Below are 21,936 nucleotides of genomic sequence, written 5' to 3'. Positions count from 1 at the left end.
CCTATCCTTGATGGAACTTATAAAGAATTTTTTTATAGTTATTTAATTCAATACACTACAACCAACCACTTTTTTTTATAATATTATCCAACATTAATCTTTGATTAAAAGACGTTAAATCAAAATGTACAAAAGAGGTGTTTTCTGTTTTCTTTTTTTGACTTTCTTTTTTTTAGTCACAAAAACCTATGGTGGCACCACGCCATTCATTACCACTTGGAAAACAGACAACCCCGGAGAATCTGCCAATAACCAAATCATTATACCAACCTTTGCTACTGAAACCTACAACTACACGGTAGATTGGGGCGATGGCAACATAACTACCCATACAGGTCGTGCTACCCATACCTATGCAACACCAGGCACTTACACGGTAAGCATTACAGGCACCTTCCCCAGGATTTATTTTTTTGATCTAGGCGATAAGGACAAACTATTGACCATAGAACAATGGGGAAACAATGCTTGGGCCTCTATGGAAAACGCTTTTGCAGGGTGCCGTAATTTACAGGGCAACTTTACCGATACGCCAAACCTAAGCAATGTAAAAAGCATGCAGCGTATGTTTTTTGGCGCCATTAAGTTCAATTCTTATATTGATAATTGGGATGTAAGCAACATTACCAACATGTCCGGATTGTTTTCGTATGCCACAAATTTCAATCAGGATATTGGCGGTTGGGATGTGAGCAATGTAACCGACATGTCCGAAATGTTTTATTTTGAATACCCTACTAAGTCATTCTTTAATCAAGATATTGGTCGTTGGGATGTCAGTAATGTGACTAATATGAGTTGGATGTTTTCCAATGCCACTTCATTTAACCAATATATAGGTGATTGGGATGTAAGCAAGGTTACCAATATGTCTGGGATGTTTTTTGGAGCTATATCATTCAATCAAGATATTGGTGGTTGGGATGTAAGCAAAGTAACTAACATGTATGCGATGTTTTCAAGCGGGATGTTTGTACCACCTACCCCAGCCAATATTTACCCTATGACATTTAATCAAGATATAAGCGGTTGGGACACAAGCAATGTGGTCTATATGCAAGAAATGTTTGCAGGAGGAAAATCATTTAATCAAGACATTGGTAGTTGGGACGTGAGTAAAGTAGTTGATATGTTTGGTATGTTTGCAGATGCTGACTCATTCAATCAGGATATCGGCATTTGGGATGTCGCCAATGTAACTAATATGACCATGATGTTTTTTGGAGCAGAAGCATTCAATCAAGACATTGGTTTTTGGGATGTTGGAAATGTAAACAATCTAAACGCCATGTTTTCTGGAGCTACATCCTTCAATCAAGATATTAGCCAATGGAACGTTAGCAATATAATCTCCATGCACAGTATGTTTACAAACGCTACCTCATTCAACCAGGATATTGGCAGGTGGAACATGGGCAATGTTACTTTAATGTTGAATATGTTTTCGGGAGCCACTTCCTTTAACCAAAATATAGGCAATTGGAACGTGGGGAATGTTATAGACATGACAGATATGTTCGCCAATGCTACGTCCTTTAACCAGGACATTGGCAACTGGAACGTAACCAATGTTGTTACTATGGAAAGTATGTTCGCCAACGCCATTTCTTTTGACCAAAACCTAGGCCGCTGGAACGTTATAAACGTTACCAATATGGCAAATATGTTTGCTGGGGTTACCCTATCCATTGCCAATTACGATGCCCTACTTATTGGTTGGGACAAGATTGATTTACAGCACAATGTTAATTTTCATGGGGGCAACAGCAAGTATTGCGCAGGAACCGCCGCTAGGGAAAACATGATGAGCAGCGGCAATTGGACTCGGGATTTTTCAAGACCAACCGATAATTGGACAATTACCGATGGTGGGAGCGCCGCTTTTTACATAAACACTCTAAGTTGGCAGTTTGCAACCGGCAGCTATACACTGCCCCCCATTACCGGATATGGCCTTTCGGGAAGCGAACAGTATTATACACAGCCCAACGGAAAAGGAAAGGCTTATAAGGCTGGTGATATCATCCTTTTTGAGGACTTCAGCGCATACCCCGTTACGCTTTATATTTTTGACAAGGAAATTGCAGGCTGTGCCGAAGAGCAGGCATTTAAACTATCCATAGCGCCACAATTGGCATGTACTACCCTGTTGTTGCCTTTGCCAAACGCCACCAACGTACCTGTTGGCACCAACATTTCTTGGGATTTTGCCCCCAATGCCAAAGGCTATAAATTAAGCGTGGGAACCGTTCCGGGAGGTACCGATATTTTAAATGCTTTTGATGTGGGCAACAAAACCATTTACAACTTACCCGACGATTTGCCCGAACACACCACTATTTATGTGCGGATAATACCGTACAATACACAGAACGAACTTGATGATTGTACAGAAGCTTCCTTTACCACCGAAAGCTTTATCGTTTTACCAAGCTGCACCATGCTATCCGCTCCGTTATCGGGTGCTACCAATGTACCCGTTAATACCTCTTTGACTTGGAACCCTGCTGCAGATACCACTGGTTACACATTGAGCGTTGGGACAACTTCGGGAGGTTCTGACATATTGAATACCTTGGATGTTGGCAATACGACCGGTTACAGTTTTCCAACACATTTACCCGAAAACACGGTGGTGTATGTACGTATCATCCCGTACAATTTAGATGGCGATGCTACGGATTGCTCCGAAGAATACTTTACAACGGAAATGTTTGTAAACGGAAATGAAAAAAACGCTTTCCCTAAATTCTTTACCCCAAATAACGACGGTAGGAACGATATTTGGACGGTACCCAACCCATTGGACAACATCCTGAGCGTGCATATTTTTGATCGCTACGGAAAATTGATAAAGACCATAAACGAAATCTCTGAAGGTTGGGACGGAAATTTTAATGGAAAGTCAATGCCCGTGAACGATTATTGGTATTTTATAACCTATAACGATGGCAGAACCCTAAAGGGGCATTTTAGCTTGGTTAGATAGGTGCCACGAAGCTTTCTAAAAAGTTAAAATTAGTCGTCATAACGAGGAGGCACGACAACGTAATCTTTCAAATTGAAGTTAGCCTGAAGAGATTGCTTCGTACCTCGCAATGACGAAAAAACACACTTTTCAGATAGATCCTTTATGTTTTAAAAGGCATAACGTTGCGGTCCGCCTCGTCTTATTTCCTCACTGGCATAAGCTTCAAATTTCCTGAAATTTTCACGAAATGCATTGGTAAGTTTAAAGGCTGTGGTATAATAGGCTTCATCATCGTTCCATGTGGCTCTTGGGCTTAACACACTGGTTGGAACGCCTGGGCATTCTCTTGGTTGCGCCACGCCAAATACGGAATGGATGTGATAATCATCATAATTATACAAACCTAAATCGCCATTCAGCACCGCATTAATCATGGCTCGGGTATATTTTAATTTCATTCGAGTCCCTACGCCGTAAGGACCACCTGTCCATCCCGTATTTACCAACCACACATTTACACCAGACTCTATCATTTTATTACTTAACATTTCCGCATATTTCGCAGGATGCAAGGGCATAAAAGGCGCTCCAAAACACGCCGAAAAATTAGGTGTTGGCTCTAAAACTCCCGCTTCGGTTCCTGCTACTTTGGCGGTATAACCCGAAATAAAATGATAGGCTGCCTGACTTGGCGTTAACTTTGAAATGGGAGGCAATACCCCAAAAGCATCGGCTGTTAAAAAGAAAATGTTTTTTGGGTTCTTCCCAATGGAAGGTATTTGAATATTCTCGATATGATTTATAGGATAACTCACCCTTGTATTCTGTGTAATGGAAGTATCTTCAAACTTAACGTTGCCCTTTTCATCTAAAATAACATTTTCAAGAATGGCGCCTTTTTTAATGGCATCATAAATTTCAGGTTCGTTATCTTTTGAAAGATTGATCACTTTGGCATAACATCCGCCTTCAAAATTGAAAACGGTATTTTCGGCAGTCCAACCATGCTCATCATCACCAATCAAACTTCTATTGGGGTCGGTAGAAAGGGTTGTTTTTCCTGTACCAGATAACCCGAAGAAAATAGCCGTATCGCCATCTTTCCCCACATTGGCACTGCAATGCATGGGCAAGGTGTTTTTATATACGGGCAGGATAAAATTCAATGCGGAAAAAATACCTTTTTTAATTTCACCGGTATAACCCGTGCCGCCAATAAGCGCTATTTTTTTAGTGAAGTTTAAAATAGCGAAATTATGTTGGCGTGTTCCATCAACCTCTGGATTTGCCATAAACCCAGGTGCGTTTACCACGGTCCATTCCGATTCGAAGTTTTTTAACTCCTCATCCGTTGGGCGCAAAAACATGTTGTATGCAAATTGGTTGCTCCAAGGATATTCGTTAATAACACGAATGTTTAATCTGTAATCTTCATCGGCACAGGCATAACAATCGCGCACAAAAATTTCTTTGTTTGATAAATAATCTGCCACTTTATTATATAAAGCATCAAACTTATCGGCATCGAAAGGGATGTTGATATTGCCCCACCAAACTTTGTCTTTGGTAATGGCATCTTCAACAATAAATCGGTCTTTTGGGGAACGTCCTGTAAATTCACCTGTATTAACTGCTAAAGCGCCTGAAGATGCCTCAACACCTTGACCTTTTTCTATAGCAATATCATGAAGTTGTTCTGGCGATAATTGATAGTTAATTTTTGCATTTTTTATTCCATATTTTTCCAACGAAATCGTCTTCGTAATCTGGTCATTGTTTATCATAACACGTAGTTAAATTATGTTTAATGCAAAAATATAATAATATTTTTAAATTTTTCTTATTCTAATGTTTCATTTTTAAGAAATTAACAAATAGGAGTGTCCATGAAATTATTAGAAGCAATCCGCCAATGGGTGTTATAAACCCTATGATTTTAAAATCGAAGGTGGTTAATGCATTTGTTGCCAACCCATATATGGATCCCGAAAACAACACGATGCCTATCAATGTAAAGAAATAAATTTGCTTTTTGAATTTAAGCCTCACATGCACCGTAGTGCCCACAAACAACAGCAAAATGGCATGATACATTTGGTAGCGCACCCCTGTCTCAAAAGTTTGTTGTGCTTCTGGAGTGATTAATTCTTTCAAGCCATGTGCACCAAACGCCCCTAAAATAACACTTGTGATTCCTAAAACTGAGGCTGTAATTAATATTGCTTTGTTCATAGTTGCATGTTGTTTAATAAATACCTTTCATTCATTGAGTTCTTACAAAATTACTTAACAAATCCCACTATGCGAAAGATTTTGATTGTTGGTTGTGGAAAATCCACTCTCAAAGCAACATATTTATTATTTCACTTTTAATCGAAATCTACTCTGAAATAATATTGTAGTATTTTTAGTTTTAGTTTGAAACTAAATTACTACATTTATATTTCAACATTATAAGGCAAGCAAATGAAAATATCGAAACAAATAGCCATTATTTCAATTATTATAATTACCATCTCTTGCAAAACTAAAAAACAAACATTCAATTCAGCAGAAGCGTTTAGCGACAACTTAGAATTAATTGAAATATACAAAAAAGACCAATTAGACAGAAGTGGAAATTATGACGATGTAGATTGGGAATTATTAGGTAAGAATGATAGTTTAAGAAGGATTAGAGTTATTCAATTATTAGATTCAAACAAAGTCCGCACCTCTTTAGATTATAAAAATGCTGCTATGATTTTCCAACACGGTTTAGATTCAACCCATTATCGCATGGCAGTAGAATTTATGAAAAAATCTGTTGACTTAGATTCAACTACAAACAAATGGCTTTTAGCAGCAGCTATTGACAGACACTTACTTAGTATGGATAAACCTCAAATTTATGGAACACAATACTACAGAAAAGGGCCAGATGCACCTTGGGAATCGGCAGAAATAGATACAACGAAAATTTCTGATTATGAAAGACTAAAATATGGCGTTCCTACTTTAGCAGAACAAAAAGAAAGAGTCAAAGCCATGAACAGAACTAAATTGATTGAACTAATAAACAGTAAATCAATTGAAAGTATTATTGAAATTATTGAAAATGAAGACAAGAACGACCCAATACATGACATTTCAGAAAAAGGACTAAATAGCTTTGGCTATGCACTAATGAAGAAACAAAAGGATGAAGATGCATTAAAGATATTTAAACTTAACATTAAATTATACCCTAACGCCTTCAACACCTATGATAGTTACGCGGAATGTCTTTTAAAAATGGGAAATAAAGAAGCTGCCATTGAAAATTACAAAAAATCAATTGGGCTAAACCCAAATAATGAAAACGCAATAAAAATTCTGAAGAGCATAAGCTCAATTAACAACTGATTGATTGACATACAAATATGTTCATAACAAAAAACCCAAACAAATTATGCTTGGGTTTTTATATTATGAGATTCCCACCTTCGCGGGAATTGATTACATTTTCATTAACCAAGAGCGTACATCCACTTCTTGCTTGATAATATCTCTTAAATCTTCAATTTTCACACGTTCTTGCTCCATGGAGTCTCTATGACGAATGGTAACGGTGTTGTTTTCTAAAGTATCGTGGTCTACAGTAATACAAAACGGTGTTCCGTTGGCATCTTGCCTTCTGTAACGACGCCCTACGGCATCTTTTTCATCATAGTCTACGTTGAAATCCCATTTCAAATCATCTACAATTTGTTTGGCTATTTCCGGTAAACCATCCTTTTTAACCAATGGCAATACGGCAGCCTTAATTGGCGCTAAAACTGCTGGTAATTTTAAAACGGTACGTGTGGTGTTGTTTTCTAACTCCTCTTCAACCAAAGAGTTTGAGAAAACCGCTAAAAACATACGGTCTAAACCAATAGACGTTTCTAATACATATGGGGTGTAACTCGCATTGTCTTCATGGTCAAAATACTGTAATTTTTTACCTGAATATTTTTCGTGTTGCGATAAATCGAAATCGGTTCTAGAGTGAATCCCTTCCAATTCTTTAAACCCGAATGGAAATTTAAACTCAATATCGGTAGCGGCATCCGCGTAATGTGCTAATTTTTCGTGGTCGTGAAAACGATAATTATCAGTTCCCATGCCCAAGCTTAAATGCCATTTCATTCTGGTTTCTTTCCAGTGCTCAAACCATTCTTTTTGGGTTCCTGGTTTGATGAAAAACTGCATTTCCATTTGTTCAAACTCACGCATTCTGAAAATAAATTGTCTCGCCACAATTTCATTTCTAAAGGCTTTACCGGTTTGTGCAATGCCGAAAGGAATTTTTAAACGGCTTGTTTTTTGAACGTTTAAAAAGTTAACAAAAATACCTTGAGCCGTTTCAGGGCGCAGGTATAAATCCATCGCGTTTTCAGCAGATGCTCCTAGTTTTGTTCCGAACATCAAATTGAATTGCTTTACATCGGTCCAGTTTCTAGAACCTGTAAGTGGGTCGGCAATTTCCAGTTCTTCTATTAAAGCTTTAACATCGGCTAAATCTTCGTTTTCCAAGGATTTTGCCATACGCGAAAGCGTTGCATTTATTTTTTCTTGATATGCTACAACACGGGTGTTTGTTGTAACAAATTCTTCTTTATTGAAAGCATCACCAAAACGTTTGGCAGCTTTTTCAACTTCTTTATCAATTTTTGCTTCAATTTTAGCGCAATAGTCTTCTATTAACACATCGGCTCTGTAGCGTTTTTTGGAATCTTTATTGTCAATTAACGGGTCGTTAAACGCATCAACGTGCCCTGAAGCTTTCCAAGTGGTAGGATGCATAAAAATGGCTGCATCTATACCTACAATATTATCGTTCATTTGCACCATGGCTTTCCACCAGTAGTCGCGAATGTTTTTCTTTAGTTCTGCACCATTTTGTGCGTAGTCGTAAACTGCACTTAATCCATCGTAGATTTCACTACTTTGAAACACGTAACCATACTCCTTTGCGTGAGAGATTACTTTTTTAAATTGATCGTCGTTATTTGCCATGGTGCAAAAATAAAAAACCGCACCAAACTAAATGCGTTCTTTAGTAAAAATTACCTATGAATTTGCTTATTTTTAAATGCGTTAGGGATTGAAGCGGCATCCTTTTGTTTTTTACACATAAAAATGCGCTTTGGCTGACAATATTTATATGATGAATTCCTTCTTTTATTGGAATGAAAAAAAACAAAAGATATAGCGGAAAGCCCGACCCTTGTGGTAACGCCCAAACAATAATTATTTATTTTATGCTTAAACCTGTAATCGATTTGCTATTCCCAAAAGTATGTTATGCTTGCCTTAACTTATTGCACGACCATGAAGATACGATTTGTGTGAATTGCAGGCATGATTTGCCCGTTACCAATTTTCATTTGGACGGTGATGATGCGGTTAAAAAAGTGCTTTATGGACGTGCTGAAATTGAAAACGGTACGGCGCTTTTTAGGTTTGAAAAAAAGGGATTGGTACAGCAACTTGTACATAATTTGAAGTACAAAGGCTATGAAACTATTGGATATACCTTAGGAAATTGGCTTGGTGGTGAACTAAAAACTTTGGATGCTTACCAATCTATTGACATGGTTGTTCCTGTGCCGTTGCATAAAAAGAAGCTTAAAAAGCGGGGTTACAACCAGGTTGCCAAATTTGGGCAACAAATTGCCAAAGCTTTGGATGCCCAATATGTAGATGATGTGCTTGTAAAAGTGACCAACACCCAATCTCAAACCATTAAAAGTAGGTTGGCACGTTGGAGCAATACCGATGAATTGTTTGCTATAAAAAACCCCGAATCCATAGAAAACAAACATATTTTACTGGTTGATGATATTATTACCACAGGCGCTACTTTAGAAGCTTGCATAAGCATATTGAACCATGCAAAAAACATAAAAATAAGTGTTGCTACCATAGCAATAGCCTAAAGAGTTAACCGTTATATCTTTAAAATTATGTAGGTTTGTACAAAATTTAAAATTGGCGATGAACAAAACCCTTACAAGTTTTATTTTATTGATTTTTTTAGGCCTTGTTTTTGTAAACTGTGCCAATAGAGGGACACCCGAAGGTGGACCAAAAGACGAAACACCTCCTAGAATTGTAAATGAGATTCCAAAAAATTTTAATACAAACTTTAATGCGAAGGTTATTAAAATTTATTTTGATGAGTATGTAAAAATAAAAGATGTACAGAAACAGCTTATTATTTCGCCACCCATGAACACCCAACCCGAAATTACGCCGCTTGGTGGTGCCAGCAAATACATTACCATTAAAATTTTTGATACGCTACAACCAAACACAACCTATGCTTTCAATTTTGGGAATAGTATTACCGATAACAACGAAGGAAATCCGTTCCCGTATTACAGATATGTGTTTTCCACAGGGAGTTATATTGATTCGCTAAGTGTAAAAGGAAATATTGTAGATGCCTTAAAAAGACAGCCTGAAACCTTTGTAAATGTAGCACTTTATGAGGTAGACTCCACCTTTACCGATTCTATTATTTACAAAGAAAAACCAAAATACATTACCAATACTTTAGATAGTGTTACCACGTTTTCCATTGACAATATTAAAGCAGGAAAGTATATGCTTATGGCGTTGAAAGATGGCAATGGTGATAATAAATTTCAGCAAAAAACAGATCAAATAGGTTATTATAAAAGTTTTATCACGGTTCCTACCGACTCCAGCTATACCCTTAGATTATTTAAAGAAGAACTGGATTTTAAAGCCAACAGACCACAAATAGCTGCTACCCAAAAAATAGCTATTGGTTATGAAGGCGATTTTAGTAAAATGAAGGTGAACGTTAGATCTGAAATTCCTGCCGATTTTAATGCTCGCATTACCAAAGATGCAAAAACGGATACGCTTTATTATTGGTACAAGCCCAAACTAGAAGTGGATTCGCTTATTTTAAACGTAACTAACACCAATTTTGATAAAGATTACACTGTAAAAATTAGAAAACAGAAAAAAGATTCGTTAACCATTAATGGGACGCCTTCTGGATCTATTGGCGTGGAAGAACCTTTTAAAATACGGGGAAGCATTCCTTTTGTTCATTTTGATGCTTCAAAAGTAAATCTTATTAATAAAGACTCTACTAAGGTTGATTTTACCACCGTTCTTGATTCTATTAACAATACCTATGTGTTCAACTTTAAAAAAACAGATGAAAACAATTATAAAATGCGGATATTGCCCGAAGCTTTCACTGATTTTTTTGACAATAAAAACGATACTTTAAATTTTAGTTTAAGCACACGCAAAGCTTCCGATTTTGGTTTTGTGCGTTTCACTTTGGTGAATGCCAATTATCCACTTATCATACAACTAACTACTGAAAAAGGCGAGGTAAAAGCCGAAAGGCACACGACAAAACCAGAAACTGTAGATTTTTTAAACTTGCAACCCAGCACCTATTACATAAGAGTTATACACGATGCTAATGGCAATGGCAGATATGATTCGGGTAGCTATCTTAAAAAAATACAGCCCGAGCGGGTTAGCCACTTTAAAGAAATAGAAGTGCGTGCCGATTGGGGTTACCCCGAAACTTTGGAGTTTATTTCAGACTAAAAGCGTCTTTATCGTCTAAAAACTTGAGTTTATTACGGTAAAAATTGATGTGGTTGCGCTCTAAACTAACCACATCAATTTGTTCTTTATTAGGTCTTATAGCAGAAATATCTGTACCCAACACATCATACACGGCCGAATTTCCTGAGTATTCAATTTGTGTTCCATCTAAACCAACTCGGTTTACACCCACAACGTAACTCATATTCTCTATGGCGCGCGCTTTCAATAAGGTATCCCAAGCTAAAATTCTTGCTTTTGGCCAATTGGCCACATACAATAATACATCGTAATTCTCTACGTTTCTTGCCCAAACGGGAAAACGCAAATCGTAACAAACCATGGGGCAAATTTTCCAACCTTTGTAGTCTATAATAACTTTTTGCTTGCCGGCCGTATAAACTTTATCTTCTCCTGCCAAGGTGAACGTATGCCTTTTATCGTAAATTGTAATATTACCTGAAGGTTCTACAAAAAGCAGTCTGTTATAATAATTTCCAGCTTCCGAAATAACTAGACTCCCTACAATGGCTGCACCTGTTTTTAAAGCTTGGTTTTGCATCCAAACAACCGTTTTCCCATCCATGGTTTCTGCTACCTGCTCAGGTTTCATTGTAAACCCTGTTGAAAACATTTCGGGCAATACAATAACATCTACCCCATTGGAAATACTTTCCATTTTTTCCTCAAAGTTTTTTCGGTTTTGCTTCGGGTTTTCCCAAACCAAATTGGACTGTATTAAGGCTACTTTAAGTTGGTCTTGCATATTTTAACTAAAAACTAAAGCTTGCGTTTTGCTTTTTCGATGTCTTCTTTTAAGTCTTGTATTTTTTCAAGCCATTTTGCTTCATCGTTAGGAGATAATTTTCCTTTCTTACTTAGCTTTTCGTATTTAGCAACAGCTTTTTTATAATCATCATTTGCATCTTCAAATTTAGACTGTGCTTTTTCTTTGGCTTTTAATTCTTTTTCGGCTTTTTTCTGCTTCTTTTCTGCGGCTTTTTGTTCTTTTTCAGCCTTTTTTATGGCTTTTTCAGCTGCTTCTCGTTCTTTATCCAATGCTTTTTGCTTATTAAATGCCTCCCAAACACCTGCTTGGTCTTCAACCGAAAGTGTTGTTGTTACATCTACCCCATCCTGCAAAATGGTTTTTCCCTTAATTTTATAAGTAGTATCTTTAAAATTAACTTCTTGTGCATTTAAACTAATGCAAAATATAAATAATAAAATAGTGGTAAAAATTTTCATTGCTGTTTTATTTTAAGTTTTTAAGTATTTGATTGGCTTCTTCTATATCAGCTTCTAAATCTAAAAATCGGGCTTTCCATTTTTCTTCATCCAATGGCGATAGCTTTCCTTTCTCTTTTAGCCTTTGATATTTCTCTTGTTTGCTCTGTAAACGTTCTTTAGCTTTTAAAAAATCTTTACGAGCATCTTCTTTAGCTTCCAGTTTTTCTTCCAAAAGCTCTTGCTCTTTTTCTAATTCTTTTTGCTTTCTTTTTGCTTCTTCTTGTATGGTTTCAAGGCGTTGTTGTTCAGCTTCAATGGTTTCTTGTTTTTCATTGGCAATTTTCTCTGCCTCCAAACGCTTTTGCAAATTCGTTTTTATAATTTCCTTTTCGTTGGCTGTTAACTGCTCGGTAACATTTGTGCCATTATTAAAAAACTTGCTGCCTTTAATCTCATAAACTTTTCCATCTTCCATAATGACCTTTTCACTGCTTCCGCAAGCCATTAAAAGTCCTAAAGTCAATATTGGTATTATTCTTTTCAATTTCATATTTTCCTTTTACAGTTCTAATAGTTTAGACTGATAGAACTAGAAAAAGTCACTAATATTAAGACCAATTTAACAGTCTAGATACCATTTAAAACATCTGCTGCCCTTTTTAATGTGTCATCTTTTTTAGCGAAACAAAACCGAAGTACTTTATTATCTAAATTATTACTGTTGAAAACCGACAGAGGAATTGAAGCAATTCCGGATTCTATTGTTAATCTTTTAGCAAAATCCACATCGTATTCTTGGGTTATTCCTGAATAATCCAACACTTGAAAATAAGTGCCTTTTGAGGCTGTAAATTTAAACTTGGAATCTTTGATTAAATTAAGAAATAAATTCCGTTTTTCTTGGTAAAATCCTGATAATTCCAAATAATGCTTTGGCTCTTGCATATAATCGGCAATGCCTTTTTGGGTGGGATGATGGATGCAAAACACATTAAACTGGTGCACTTTTACAAATTCCTGCATCAATTCCTTTGGTGCACAACAGTACCCAATGCGCCAACCCGTATTATGAAAGGTTTTACAAAACGATGCCACTACAAAGCTTCTTGCTTTTAAACCGGGGAACAAACAGGCACTTTGGTGCGATGCGCCATCGTAAATCATATGTTCGTAAACCTCATCACTTAGCACCATGATATTGGTGTTTTTGGTTAGATTTTCCAACTGTAGCATATCGTCTTTTGAAAAAACAGTTCCCGTTGGATTATGAGGCGTGTTAATAATAATCATTTTGGTTTGACTATTAATTTTTGCCTTCACTTCATGCCAATCTACCTTAAAATTATTGGATGCTTGCAATTGAATAGGCACTATCACACCACCGTTTAATTCCACATTGGGCTGGTAACTATCATAGGCTGGTTTAAAAAAAATAACCTCATCACCAGGTTTTATAAACGTTGAAATGATGGTGAAAATAGCTTGTGTTGCACCAGCAGTAACCGTAATTTCATTTTCTGTATGGTAGGTTGTACCGTAAAGCGCATCGATTTTTTTTGAGATGGCTTCACGAAGCTCTAAATTACCCAACATAGGTGCATAATGGTTATATCCAGAATTCATGGCGCGACTTACCAAATCGATTAATTTTTGGTCGCTATCAAAATCTGGAAAACCCTGCGACAAATTAATGGCATTGTGCTTGGTTGCCAAGGCACTCATTACCGAAAAAATCGTAGTGCCCACATTAGGAAGTTTAGATTTAAAGTTCAATGTTTCATGTTTAAGGTTAAAAGTTGCTCGCAAAATCGCAGAGACGCAAAGTTGAAAATTTCCAAAAAGAGTACTCTTATTGTTGCGGATATATAATCTTCGGTCATCCGTCTTCCGTCTTTATTTTACACAATATTCATCTTTTTCAATAAAAAAGAGGCATTCATATTTTTGCAGACACCTTCTTTTAAGGTATAATCAAAATGAAGTTCATCGTTAATTATTTCGGCATCAAAATAATAGTTTTTCACATCGTCCAGCTCCTTTTCAATCTCACACAAACTTAAATCGTGGGTTGCTATAATGCCCGTGGCGTTTGAAGACACTAATTTTTCAACAAATTTTCTAGAACCAATAGCTTTATCGGTACTGTTGGTGCCTTTTAAAATTTCATCCAAAACAATAAAATAAGGTTCTTTATCAATGGCATCTACAATATACTTTAAACGTGTTAATTCTGAGAAGAAATACGAACTCTCGTCGGTTAACGAATCGGTGGTACGCATGCTGGTAATCAATTTTACTGGGGAATAGCGGCTAGACGTTGCACAAACCGGCAAACCAACATTTGCCATAACAATATGTAAAGATACCGTTCTTAAAAATGTACTTTTTCCGGCCATATTCGCACCTGTAACTATAAAAAATTGTTCATGTTCTATGGTGAGATGACTGTCTACACGTTTGTTTTTTTTCAATAATGGATGCCCTAAGTTTACAGCTTTAATCACGACTTCATTTGCTTCAATGCTTGAATAAACAAACTCGGGATGATTAAACGCAAAATTTCCTAAGGAATTATAGGCATCAAAAAATGACACGACTTCAAACCAATCTGCTACTTTATTTGCATGTTCTTTGATCCACTGTTCAATAAAAAAACTGTTTTTGATATCCAATAAAAAGTAACCATTTCCGAAGATAATCGATACTAAATTAATTCGGTTATCTAAAGCATCCATCGCCTTTGAAAGTTCTTTGAAAATGTCTGAAGCTTTTTTTCCTTCCTGTTGAATTTGTTCTTGTTTTTGTTTTAGAATATCTGATGAAAACGATTCATTTTCAATCAATTTTAAAAGTGCTGCGTATTGGCGAAACGTTTCTTTCACCTTATCGGTATTGGATGCCAACTCATTTATTTTCTTTAAGTAAACAGATGAAATTCCCAAACCTAAAACCAACCAGGACCCCATAAAAACGGCATTTAATATATTGAAAACACCTAATACAATAACACTTATAGACCCCAAAGCAAAAACTAAAGGCAACCATTTGAAAATTCTTGGTAAAAAGGACTTATAACCGTGTAACCAATTAATAATTTGTTTAGCAGGGGTTTCAACAGATACCAAACTGGAAGTTGCCGAATAATGTTGACGCCATTGGGGTTTTGAACTTAATTCTTTAATGGCTTCTTGACGTGAAACAATATCCTTAATATGGTTTGCTTTTAAAGCATCGGCAAGATTTTGGGTGCCTTCGTTGATAGTGGTTCTATTTATAAATTGAAAAAAAGAACCTCGCCCAAACAAATCGATATCCAAACTATAAAAATGATTGGGGTCTTGAAACTGCAAACCAGCATCTCTGTTGTGAAAATTACCGGAACCGATTTCAATTTCATCTTCATTAATGGTTACTAAAGCTTCATTAAACTGTTTTTTCAATTTAACATCGTTGTATTTTGACAATAAATACAGAAAAACCGCAATACCAAAAATACCAATAACTACTGCTATTTGCCAAATTCCATACATGATATAAATACCAAAACCTGTTAGTACAAAAACCAAAAGACGATAAACACTTAACATCGTCATTATTTTATATAGTTTTTGAGCTTCTACTTTATAGATTTTTGAATGTTTATTGTAATATTCTAAAGAATTGTTCATTATTGAAATTTAATAGAAAAAGTAAAGAAACAAAAAAGCCCTGAAACATATCAGAGCTTTAAAGTTATAATTTGTTTGGTTTTAGTCTCTAGACATAAAAATACTAAGCACGTACCAAAACAGAAGCATCAACGACGCAAATAAACCCAATGCAGCTGGAATATATTGATCATTTGAATATTTATTTACCAAGTTTGAAGTTTGATATAAAATAGAACCCGCAGCCAATACACACATACCAACCGAAAACCAAAGTCCCAAATTAAACCCAAATAATGAGCCCGCTAAGATTAACCCAATAGCGATAAAAAACCCAACGGTTAAACCTGCTTTTAAAAAAGAAAAATCTTTTTTAGTTACAAAAACGATGGCTGATAATCCTGTGAACAATGCCAAAGTTACAATAGCTGCTTGGTTTAAAATTTCCGGACCGGAATCCATATAAAATGCAGCAATATAAATAAGCGGCACAAAAATAAAGGCTTCAGCAAGGACATAAAGACCAAACGCAAGATACTGTTTGTTTTTATCGGGTGTTTTCAAGGTCATTCTTTCAGCGTAATTGGTTATAAACATAAAACCACCTAGCATAATTAACCAACGCCACCCTTGTGTCATGGACAAGGCAAAACTAACAACCGCTTCACTTTGAAGCAATAGGTACTCAAAAAGAATAAATACCAAAACACCACCCGCCACATGCGAATAGGTTTTCTTATAAAAAGCAACCTTATCAACTTCTGAAAGTTCGCTTACCATTAATTTGTTTTCAACTAAGTTTTCCATAAATACTTATTTAGTTAAGATTTCTAAATTAAAGATATAAAAAAGAACCGAATTCTTACATTAAATTTAAGAATCCGGTTCTTTTTAATTATTTGTATAAAACTATTTAGTCTCTAGATCCTCCAAATACTTGAAGCGCCCAATAAATTAATGACGCCAAAGCACCTATAGCAGCTACCAAATAAGTTCGTGCCGCCCATTTAAGCGCATCTTCCGATCCTGCATATTCTTGTTGGGATACCATGTTTTTATTTTTCAACCAAGCAAGGGCACGATTACTGGCATCGTACTCCACAGGTAATGTTATAAAACTAAACAAGGTTGCAAATCCCATCATGATTAAACCAGCAACCGCTACATAATAACCAATGCCCATTCCTGCAGCAGCACCTAGCATCAAACCTCCAATAACCACCCATTGCGACATTCCTGAAGTTACGCTAACCACTGGTACTAAAGCCGAACGCATTTTTAACCACTCATACGCCTGCGCATGTTGAACAGCATGTCCACATTCGTGTGCTGCAACCGCTGCCGCAGCTGCGTTACGTTGGTTGTAAACCGACTCACTCAAGTTTACGGTTTTATTTTTTGGATTGTAATGGTCCGTTAACTGTCCTGGGGTTGAAATAACCTCAACATCGGTAATACCGTGGTCTGCCAACATTTTTTCGGCAATTTCGGCACCACTCATGCCATTTCGTAATTGTACTTTTGAATATTGCTCAAACTTACGCTTCAACTTACTGCTCACCAACCAGCTTACAAGTGCAATAGCTCCTATTAATATATAATATCCTATCATTTTATTCTTTTTTTAAATTTTAATAATCCTATAACCAATATAGCAAAAATAACGCCAAATTGGTATATATGATATTATGTCAGTTCTATTTTTAAATAAAAAACCCCAAGACAAAGCCTCGGGGTTTTATTTCTTAAAAGTTTTAGAATTGCCTAAGCCTCCGCGAACTCTAAATCAAAGGCTTCCGCTATTTCTTTGTAAACAATATCTCCTTTTACAATGTTTAGTCCTTTTGCTAAAGACGCACTGTTTTCACAGGCTTTTTCCCAGCCTTCATTTGCCAATTTAATAACATATGGCAACGTTACATTGGTTAACGCCATGGTTGACGTATAAGGTACAGCTCCCGGCATATTGGCAACACTGTAATGCACCACATCATCAATAATATATGTTGGGTCTTGGTGGGTTGTAGGTCTGGTAGTTTCAAAACAACCGCCTTGGTCTACCGCCACATCAACCATTACAGTTCCAGGACGCATGTCTTTAAGCATGTCTTTAGTGATTAATTTTGGTGCCTTGGCGCCTTTTATAAGGACACCTCCAATAATTAAATCAGAATCTACAATATGTTTTCTAATGTTATATTCACTTGAAAATTCGCTAACTACGTTATTTGGCATCGAATCGCTCACATAACGTAAGGCTTTCATATTAATATCTAAAATATGAACGCTCGCTCCTAAACCTGCAGCCATTTTTGCAGCTTGATAGCCAACCACACCAGCACCTAAAATAAGCACTTTTGCTGGTGGTACTCCCGGAACACCACCCAATAAAATACCACGTCCCATAATGGGTTTTTCTAAATATTTGGCACCTTGTTGTACAGACATTCTTCCTGCTACTTCAGACATAGGTATTAAAAGCGGCAATGTACCATCGGCATCCTCCACTGTTTCATAAGCAATGCAAATAGACTTACTCTTAATCATGGCATTGGTTAACGTTTCGCTAGATGCAAAATGAAAATATGTAAAAACTACCTGGTTTGGTTTTATTAAAGTATATTCTTGTTCAATAGGTTCTTTTACCTTAACAATCATCTCCGCAATTTCATAAACTTCTTCAATAGTATCCAGTATGGTTGCACCAGCACCTATGTAATCTTCATCTAAAAAACCACTGTTATAACCCGCATTTTTCTGTACGTAAACAGCATGATTTCTTTTAGTTAATTCGAACACTCCAGAGGGCGTCATGCCCACTCTGTTTTCATTGTTTTTAATTTCTATTGGAACGCCAATTCTCATAGTATTTTATTTTAAGTTAGTCTAAAAACCTTTGCAATATTAAAACAATAGATTGAAAATAATATCAAAAAAGCCATTTTTGATGAATAATTATCATCAAATTTAACTTTTTATTAGCAATGAAACAAATTACATCGGCTTAATAGGGATTAAAACGCAGGAAAATAAAACTTATTAAAAGAAGAGAAAGACTTACCTTTTCTCGTACTTCATTTTAAAATACATTAAAAGGAAAGCTGAAACAATGGTAATGGTATTGGCCGAAATCATGGACGGGCTTTTAATATAAATACCATAAACCAACCATAAAAATATGCCCACAAAAAACATGACAAGCATGGGCAAGGACAAACCTGAAACATCCTTGGTTTTCCATGTTTTGTAAACTTGAGGTAAAAATGCCGCTGTGGTTAAAGTAGCTGCTGAAAAACCAATGATTTCTATGTAGTTCATTTAGTGCGATTTTTTGTTGAAAAGCCAATGATTTGTCATGTCGAAATGAGGCACGATTGAGACATCACATCATGAATTAAATGATTCTTGTTATGTGATGTCTCCTATCGTCGACATGACTTGTCGCAAACGTTAGCCTACGATATTTACAATTTTACCAGGAACAATAATGACTTTTTTAGGTGTTCTACCTTGCAATTGTTCTTGGGTTTTTTCGTTTGCCATGACCGCTTCCTCAATTTGTTGTGCGTTAAAATCCATAGGTAATTCTAAGGTAAAACGCATTTTTCCGTTGAAAGAAATTGGGTAATTTTTGCTGCTTTCTACTAAATGACTGGCATCAAATTTCGGGAAAGGGGCGGTTGAAATGGATTCGTTATGACCTAATTGGCTCCATAATTCTTCAGCGATGTGTGGCGCATATGGCGATAATAACACCAAAAGAGGTTCTAAAATATCTTTTGAAGTACATTTTTGAGCTGTTAATTCATTTACAGCAATCATAAACGTAGATACGGAAGTGTTGAATGAGAAATTCTCGATATCTTCCTGTACTTTTTTGATGGTTTTATGAAGTGTTTTTAAACTCTCTTTTGAAGGCTCTGTATCATTTACAAGCAATCCGTTTTCGCCAACATACAATTTCCATAGTTTTTTAAGGAACCCATGTACGCCAGTAATACCCGCGGTATTCCAAGGTTTGTATTGCTCTAACGGGCCTAAAAACATTTCGTAAAGACGTAAGCTGTCGGCGCCATAATCAACACAAATTTGGTCTGGATTGACCACGTTGTATTTGGATTTGGACATTTTTTCGACTTCGCGACCTACTTTGTAAACATCGTTATCTCCTTCGATGATTTCTCCTTTTTCTCCAATGAAAATAGCATCATCAAATTCTGGCCGCCATTTTTTAAATTCATTTACATTAAGTTCATCAGAAGAGTTAATTAAAGCAACATCTACATGCCTATCCATAAACCCAAAACCAATTTTACCTTTATCTACAAGTTCTCTAATCTTTAATTTTTCAGAACTTGAATAAGATGAAAACATTATATTAAATGTTGTTGAAAAGAAATCATCATCTAAAACTATCTTTTTCTTATATTTTTCAAAAATTGAATTTGACACTAAAACTGTATTATACCTATATTTTGAATCTGCATCAAAACTTGGCATAAATTCATATGTAAAAGCACTAGTCCCCAAAATCATCCCTTGGTTAATCAGCTTTTTAGCATATTCATCAACAGGTACCAATCCTTTATCGAACAAGAATTTTTGCCAAAAACGAGAATACAGCAAATGCCCTGTGGCGTGCTCGCTTCCGCCAATGTATAAATCAACATCTTTCCAATAATTCAAAGCTTCCTTACTTGCAAATGCTTCTGTATTATCGGGGTCCATGTAGCGGTTAAAATACCACGAACTTCCTGCCCACCCCGGCATGGTGTTCAACTCTAATGGGTGAATGGTTTTATTGTCAATCAAGTCGTTTGAAACAACTTCATTTTTATTGGTGTCCCAAGCCCAAACCGTGGCGTTACCTAACGGTGGCTCTCCGGTTTCGGTTGGTAAATATTTTTCAACTTCTGGCAAACGTATTGGTAAATGTTTCGCATCAATCATTTGCGGCATACCGTTTACATAATACACCGGGAATGGCTCACCCCAATAACGCTGTCTGCTAAAAACGGCATCGCGCAAGCGGTAATTGGTTTTCCCTTCGCCTTGACCTAATTTTTCAAGCTCTTGAATGACTTTTTTGGTGGCTTCTTTATAGTTTAATCCGTTAAGGAAATCGCTATTGGCAATCACCACATTGTCTTTTGAAGCATAGGCTTCTTTTGAAATATCAACCCCTTCAAAAATATTTGGAATGGGGATATTGAAATGCTTTGCAAAATCGTAATCGCGTTGGTCGCCACAAGGAACCGACATCACCGCACCTGTTCCGTAGCCTGCCAAAACATAATCGCCTATCCAAACTGGAATAGGCTGTTTGGTAAACGGATGTTCGGCATAGGTACCTGTAAATGCTCCTGAAATGGTTTTTACATCGGCCATTCTATCGCGCTCGCTACGTTTTGCGGTTGCTAAAATATAGGCTTCAACCTCCGCTTTTTGTGCTGGGGTGGTTATTTGTGACACTAACTCGTGTTCTGGAGCAAGCGTCATAAATGAAACACCGAAAATGGTATCAGGTCTCGTAGTAAAGACATCAATAACGTGAGATGCTTCGACATGCTCAGCATGACTTCCGTTTTCATTATTGGCTAAAACCTTAAATGACACAGCAGCTCCAACCGATTTTCCAATCCAGTTGCGTTGGCTTTCCTTTAAAGAATCGGTCCAATCTATTTTATCCAAACCTTGAAGCAAACGTTCGGCATATGCCGAAATACGCATACTCCATTGGGTCATTTTTTTTCTTATTACGGGATGCCCACCACGTTCGGAAACACCATTTACAATTTCATCATTTGCCAATACCGTTCCCAATGCAGGACACCAGTTCACTTCAGTTTCGGCTAAATAAGTTAATCTATATTGTAATAATATTTGTTGTTGTTTTACGGTATCAAACGTCTTCCATTCTTCCGCAGAAAACGGTTCGATATTATCATCGCACACCGCATTTACTTTAGAATTTCCTTCCGAAACAAATATTTTTATCAATTCTGAAATATCTTCCGCTTTATCAGCATCCTTATTATACCAAGAATTGAACAGTTGAATGAAAATCCACTGTGTCCATTTGTAATAACTTGGGTCGGATGTACGAACCTCACGCGACCAATCGAATGAAAACCCAATTTGGTCTAATTGGCGGCGGTAGGTTTTAATGTTTTCAGCAGTTGTAATGGCAGGATGTTGCCCTGTTTGAATGGCATATTGTTCTGCCGGTAACCCAAAAGAATCATACCCCTGTGGATGCAATACATTAAACCCTTGATGACGTTTGTAACGTGCATAAATATCAGAGGCGATATAACCCAACGGATGCCCAACGTGCAAGCCCGCACCACTGGGGTACGGAAACATGTCCAACACATAAAATTTTGGTTTTTCTGAATTATTCTCTGCTTTAAACGTTTGGTTTTCCGCCCAATATTTTTGCCATTTGGCTTCTATATCGTTGAAATTGTATGTCATCTC

General features: G+C 36.6%; 17 protein-coding genes. 4 read left to right on the top strand and 13 right to left on the bottom strand.

Annotated elements, in window-relative coordinates; translation table 11 throughout:
* Window positions 1-124: 124 nt before the first annotated feature.
* Window positions 125-2,989: a BspA family leucine-rich repeat surface protein gene (locus J8H85_RS13295; RefSeq protein WP_209655697.1), complete on the top strand. Its 2,865-nt coding sequence runs from the start codon at window positions 125-127 to the stop codon at window positions 2,987-2,989.
* 149 nt (window positions 2,990-3,138) lie between these two features.
* On the opposite strand, the gene pckA is transcribed toward J8H85_RS13295, so the two are convergent.
* The gene (pckA, locus tag J8H85_RS13290; protein ID WP_209655696.1) at window positions 3,139-4,755 is read right to left on the bottom strand and encodes a phosphoenolpyruvate carboxykinase (ATP); all 1,617 of its coding nucleotides are present in this window, start codon (window positions 4,753-4,755) and stop codon (window positions 3,139-3,141) included.
* Window positions 4,756-4,816: 61 nt separating this feature from the next.
* Complete coding sequence (locus J8H85_RS13285) at window positions 4,817-5,203, bottom strand: DUF423 domain-containing protein (protein WP_209655695.1); 387 nt, start codon at window positions 5,201-5,203, stop codon at window positions 4,817-4,819.
* A gap of 234 nt (window positions 5,204-5,437) precedes the next feature.
* Here J8H85_RS13285 and J8H85_RS13280 point away from each other — a divergent pair, with 234 nt between their 5' ends.
* Window positions 5,438-6,355 (top strand): tetratricopeptide repeat protein, encoded by a 918-nt coding sequence (locus J8H85_RS13280; protein WP_209655694.1) that lies wholly within the window; start codon window positions 5,438-5,440, stop codon window positions 6,353-6,355.
* Between the two features lie 93 nt (window positions 6,356-6,448).
* Here J8H85_RS13280 and J8H85_RS13275 read toward each other — a convergent pair whose 3' ends face one another.
* Window positions 6,449-7,990 carry a glycine--tRNA ligase gene (locus J8H85_RS13275; RefSeq protein WP_209655693.1) on the bottom strand — a complete coding sequence of 514 codons (1,542 nt, stop codon included), beginning with the start codon at window positions 7,988-7,990 and terminating at the stop codon, window positions 6,449-6,451.
* A 245-nt stretch (window positions 7,991-8,235) separates the two neighbouring features.
* On the opposite strand from J8H85_RS13275, the gene J8H85_RS13270 reads away from it, so the two are divergent.
* Window positions 8,236-8,913 (top strand): ComF family protein, encoded by a 678-nt coding sequence (locus J8H85_RS13270; protein WP_209655725.1) that lies wholly within the window; start codon window positions 8,236-8,238, stop codon window positions 8,911-8,913.
* Window positions 8,914-8,971: 58 nt separating this feature from the next.
* Window positions 8,972-10,579, top strand: a complete 1,608-nt coding sequence (locus tag J8H85_RS13265; protein ID WP_209655692.1) for an Ig-like domain-containing protein — start codon at window positions 8,972-8,974, stop codon at window positions 10,577-10,579.
* On the opposite strand, the gene J8H85_RS13260 is transcribed toward J8H85_RS13265, so the two are convergent.
* From J8H85_RS13260 to J8H85_RS13215, 10 genes are all read right to left on the bottom strand, one after another.
* The gene (locus J8H85_RS13260; protein WP_209655691.1) at window positions 10,566-11,345 is read right to left on the bottom strand and encodes an amidohydrolase; all 780 of its coding nucleotides are present in this window, start codon (window positions 11,343-11,345) and stop codon (window positions 10,566-10,568) included. The genes J8H85_RS13265 and J8H85_RS13260 overlap by 14 nt on opposite strands.
* Before the next feature lie 14 nt (window positions 11,346-11,359).
* Window positions 11,360-11,827, bottom strand: a complete 468-nt coding sequence (locus J8H85_RS13255) for a hypothetical protein (protein WP_209655690.1) — start codon at window positions 11,825-11,827, stop codon at window positions 11,360-11,362.
* A gap of 7 nt (window positions 11,828-11,834) precedes the next feature.
* Window positions 11,835-12,359: a hypothetical protein gene (locus J8H85_RS13250; protein WP_209655689.1), complete on the bottom strand. Its 525-nt coding sequence runs from the start codon at window positions 12,357-12,359 to the stop codon at window positions 11,835-11,837.
* Window positions 12,360-12,436: 77 nt separating this feature from the next.
* Window positions 12,437-13,582: a methionine aminotransferase gene (locus J8H85_RS13245; RefSeq protein WP_209655688.1), complete on the bottom strand. Its 1,146-nt coding sequence runs from the start codon at window positions 13,580-13,582 to the stop codon at window positions 12,437-12,439.
* Window positions 13,583-13,707: 125 nt separating this feature from the next.
* Entirely contained in the window at window positions 13,708-15,477 is a 1,770-nt protein-coding gene (locus tag J8H85_RS13240) for a MutS-related protein (protein ID WP_209655687.1), read from the bottom strand.
* A gap of 81 nt (window positions 15,478-15,558) precedes the next feature.
* Entirely contained in the window at window positions 15,559-16,263 is a 705-nt protein-coding gene (locus tag J8H85_RS13235; RefSeq protein WP_209655686.1) for a Bax inhibitor-1/YccA family protein, read from the bottom strand.
* A gap of 106 nt (window positions 16,264-16,369) precedes the next feature.
* Entirely contained in the window at window positions 16,370-17,068 is a 699-nt protein-coding gene (locus J8H85_RS13230; RefSeq protein ID WP_209655685.1) for a zinc metallopeptidase, read from the bottom strand.
* Between the two features lie 152 nt (window positions 17,069-17,220).
* The gene (gene ald / locus J8H85_RS13225) at window positions 17,221-18,321 is read right to left on the bottom strand and encodes an alanine dehydrogenase (protein WP_209655684.1); all 1,101 of its coding nucleotides are present in this window, start codon (window positions 18,319-18,321) and stop codon (window positions 17,221-17,223) included.
* Between the two features lie 192 nt (window positions 18,322-18,513).
* Entirely contained in the window at window positions 18,514-18,774 is a 261-nt protein-coding gene (locus tag J8H85_RS13220; protein WP_209655683.1) for a SemiSWEET family sugar transporter, read from the bottom strand.
* A 132-nt stretch (window positions 18,775-18,906) separates the two neighbouring features.
* Window positions 18,907-21,933 (bottom strand): leucine--tRNA ligase, encoded by a 3,027-nt coding sequence (locus J8H85_RS13215; RefSeq protein WP_209655682.1) that lies wholly within the window; start codon window positions 21,931-21,933, stop codon window positions 18,907-18,909.
* Window positions 21,934-21,936: the final 3 nt, after the last annotated feature.

It is taken from the genome of Mariniflexile gromovii, assembly GCF_017814435.1.
GTDB classification, from domain to species: Bacteria; Bacteroidota; Bacteroidia; order Flavobacteriales; family Flavobacteriaceae; genus Mariniflexile; species Mariniflexile gromovii.
The sequence above is the reverse complement of the archived record's forward strand: the minus strand, read 5'-3'. Positions and strand labels throughout refer to the sequence as shown.

Coding starts and splice junctions, on each gene's coding strand:
- J8H85_RS13240 (WP_209655687.1), bottom strand. CDS start 15,477: ATGAACAATTCTTTAGAATATTACAATAAACATTCAAAAATCTATAAA.
- J8H85_RS13255 (WP_209655690.1), bottom strand. CDS start 11,827: ATGAAAATTTTTACCACTATTTTATTATTTATATTTTGCATTAGTTTA.
- J8H85_RS13265 (WP_209655692.1), top strand. CDS start 8,972: ATGAACAAAACCCTTACAAGTTTTATTTTATTGATTTTTTTAGGCCTT.
- J8H85_RS13250 (WP_209655689.1), bottom strand. CDS start 12,359: ATGAAATTGAAAAGAATAATACCAATATTGACTTTAGGACTTTTAATG.
- J8H85_RS13280 (WP_209655694.1), top strand. CDS start 5,438: ATGAAAATATCGAAACAAATAGCCATTATTTCAATTATTATAATTACC.
- J8H85_RS13220 (WP_209655683.1), bottom strand. CDS start 18,774: ATGAACTACATAGAAATCATTGGTTTTTCAGCAGCTACTTTAACCACA.
- J8H85_RS13235 (WP_209655686.1), bottom strand. CDS start 16,263: ATGGAAAACTTAGTTGAAAACAAATTAATGGTAAGCGAACTTTCAGAA.
- J8H85_RS13230 (WP_209655685.1), bottom strand. CDS start 17,068: ATGATAGGATATTATATATTAATAGGAGCTATTGCACTTGTAAGCTGG.
- J8H85_RS13285 (WP_209655695.1), bottom strand. CDS start 5,203: ATGAACAAAGCAATATTAATTACAGCCTCAGTTTTAGGAATCACAAGT.
- J8H85_RS13295 (WP_209655697.1), top strand. CDS start 125: ATGTACAAAAGAGGTGTTTTCTGTTTTCTTTTTTTGACTTTCTTTTTT.
- J8H85_RS13275 (WP_209655693.1), bottom strand. CDS start 7,990: ATGGCAAATAACGACGATCAATTTAAAAAAGTAATCTCTCACGCAAAG.
- J8H85_RS13270 (WP_209655725.1), top strand. CDS start 8,236: ATGCTTAAACCTGTAATCGATTTGCTATTCCCAAAAGTATGTTATGCT.
- pckA (WP_209655696.1), bottom strand. CDS start 4,755: ATGATAAACAATGACCAGATTACGAAGACGATTTCGTTGGAAAAATAT.
- J8H85_RS13260 (WP_209655691.1), bottom strand. CDS start 11,345: ATGCAAGACCAACTTAAAGTAGCCTTAATACAGTCCAATTTGGTTTGG.
- ald (WP_209655684.1), bottom strand. CDS start 18,321: ATGAGAATTGGCGTTCCAATAGAAATTAAAAACAATGAAAACAGAGTG.
- J8H85_RS13215 (WP_209655682.1), bottom strand. CDS start 21,933: ATGACATACAATTTCAACGATATAGAAGCCAAATGGCAAAAATATTGG.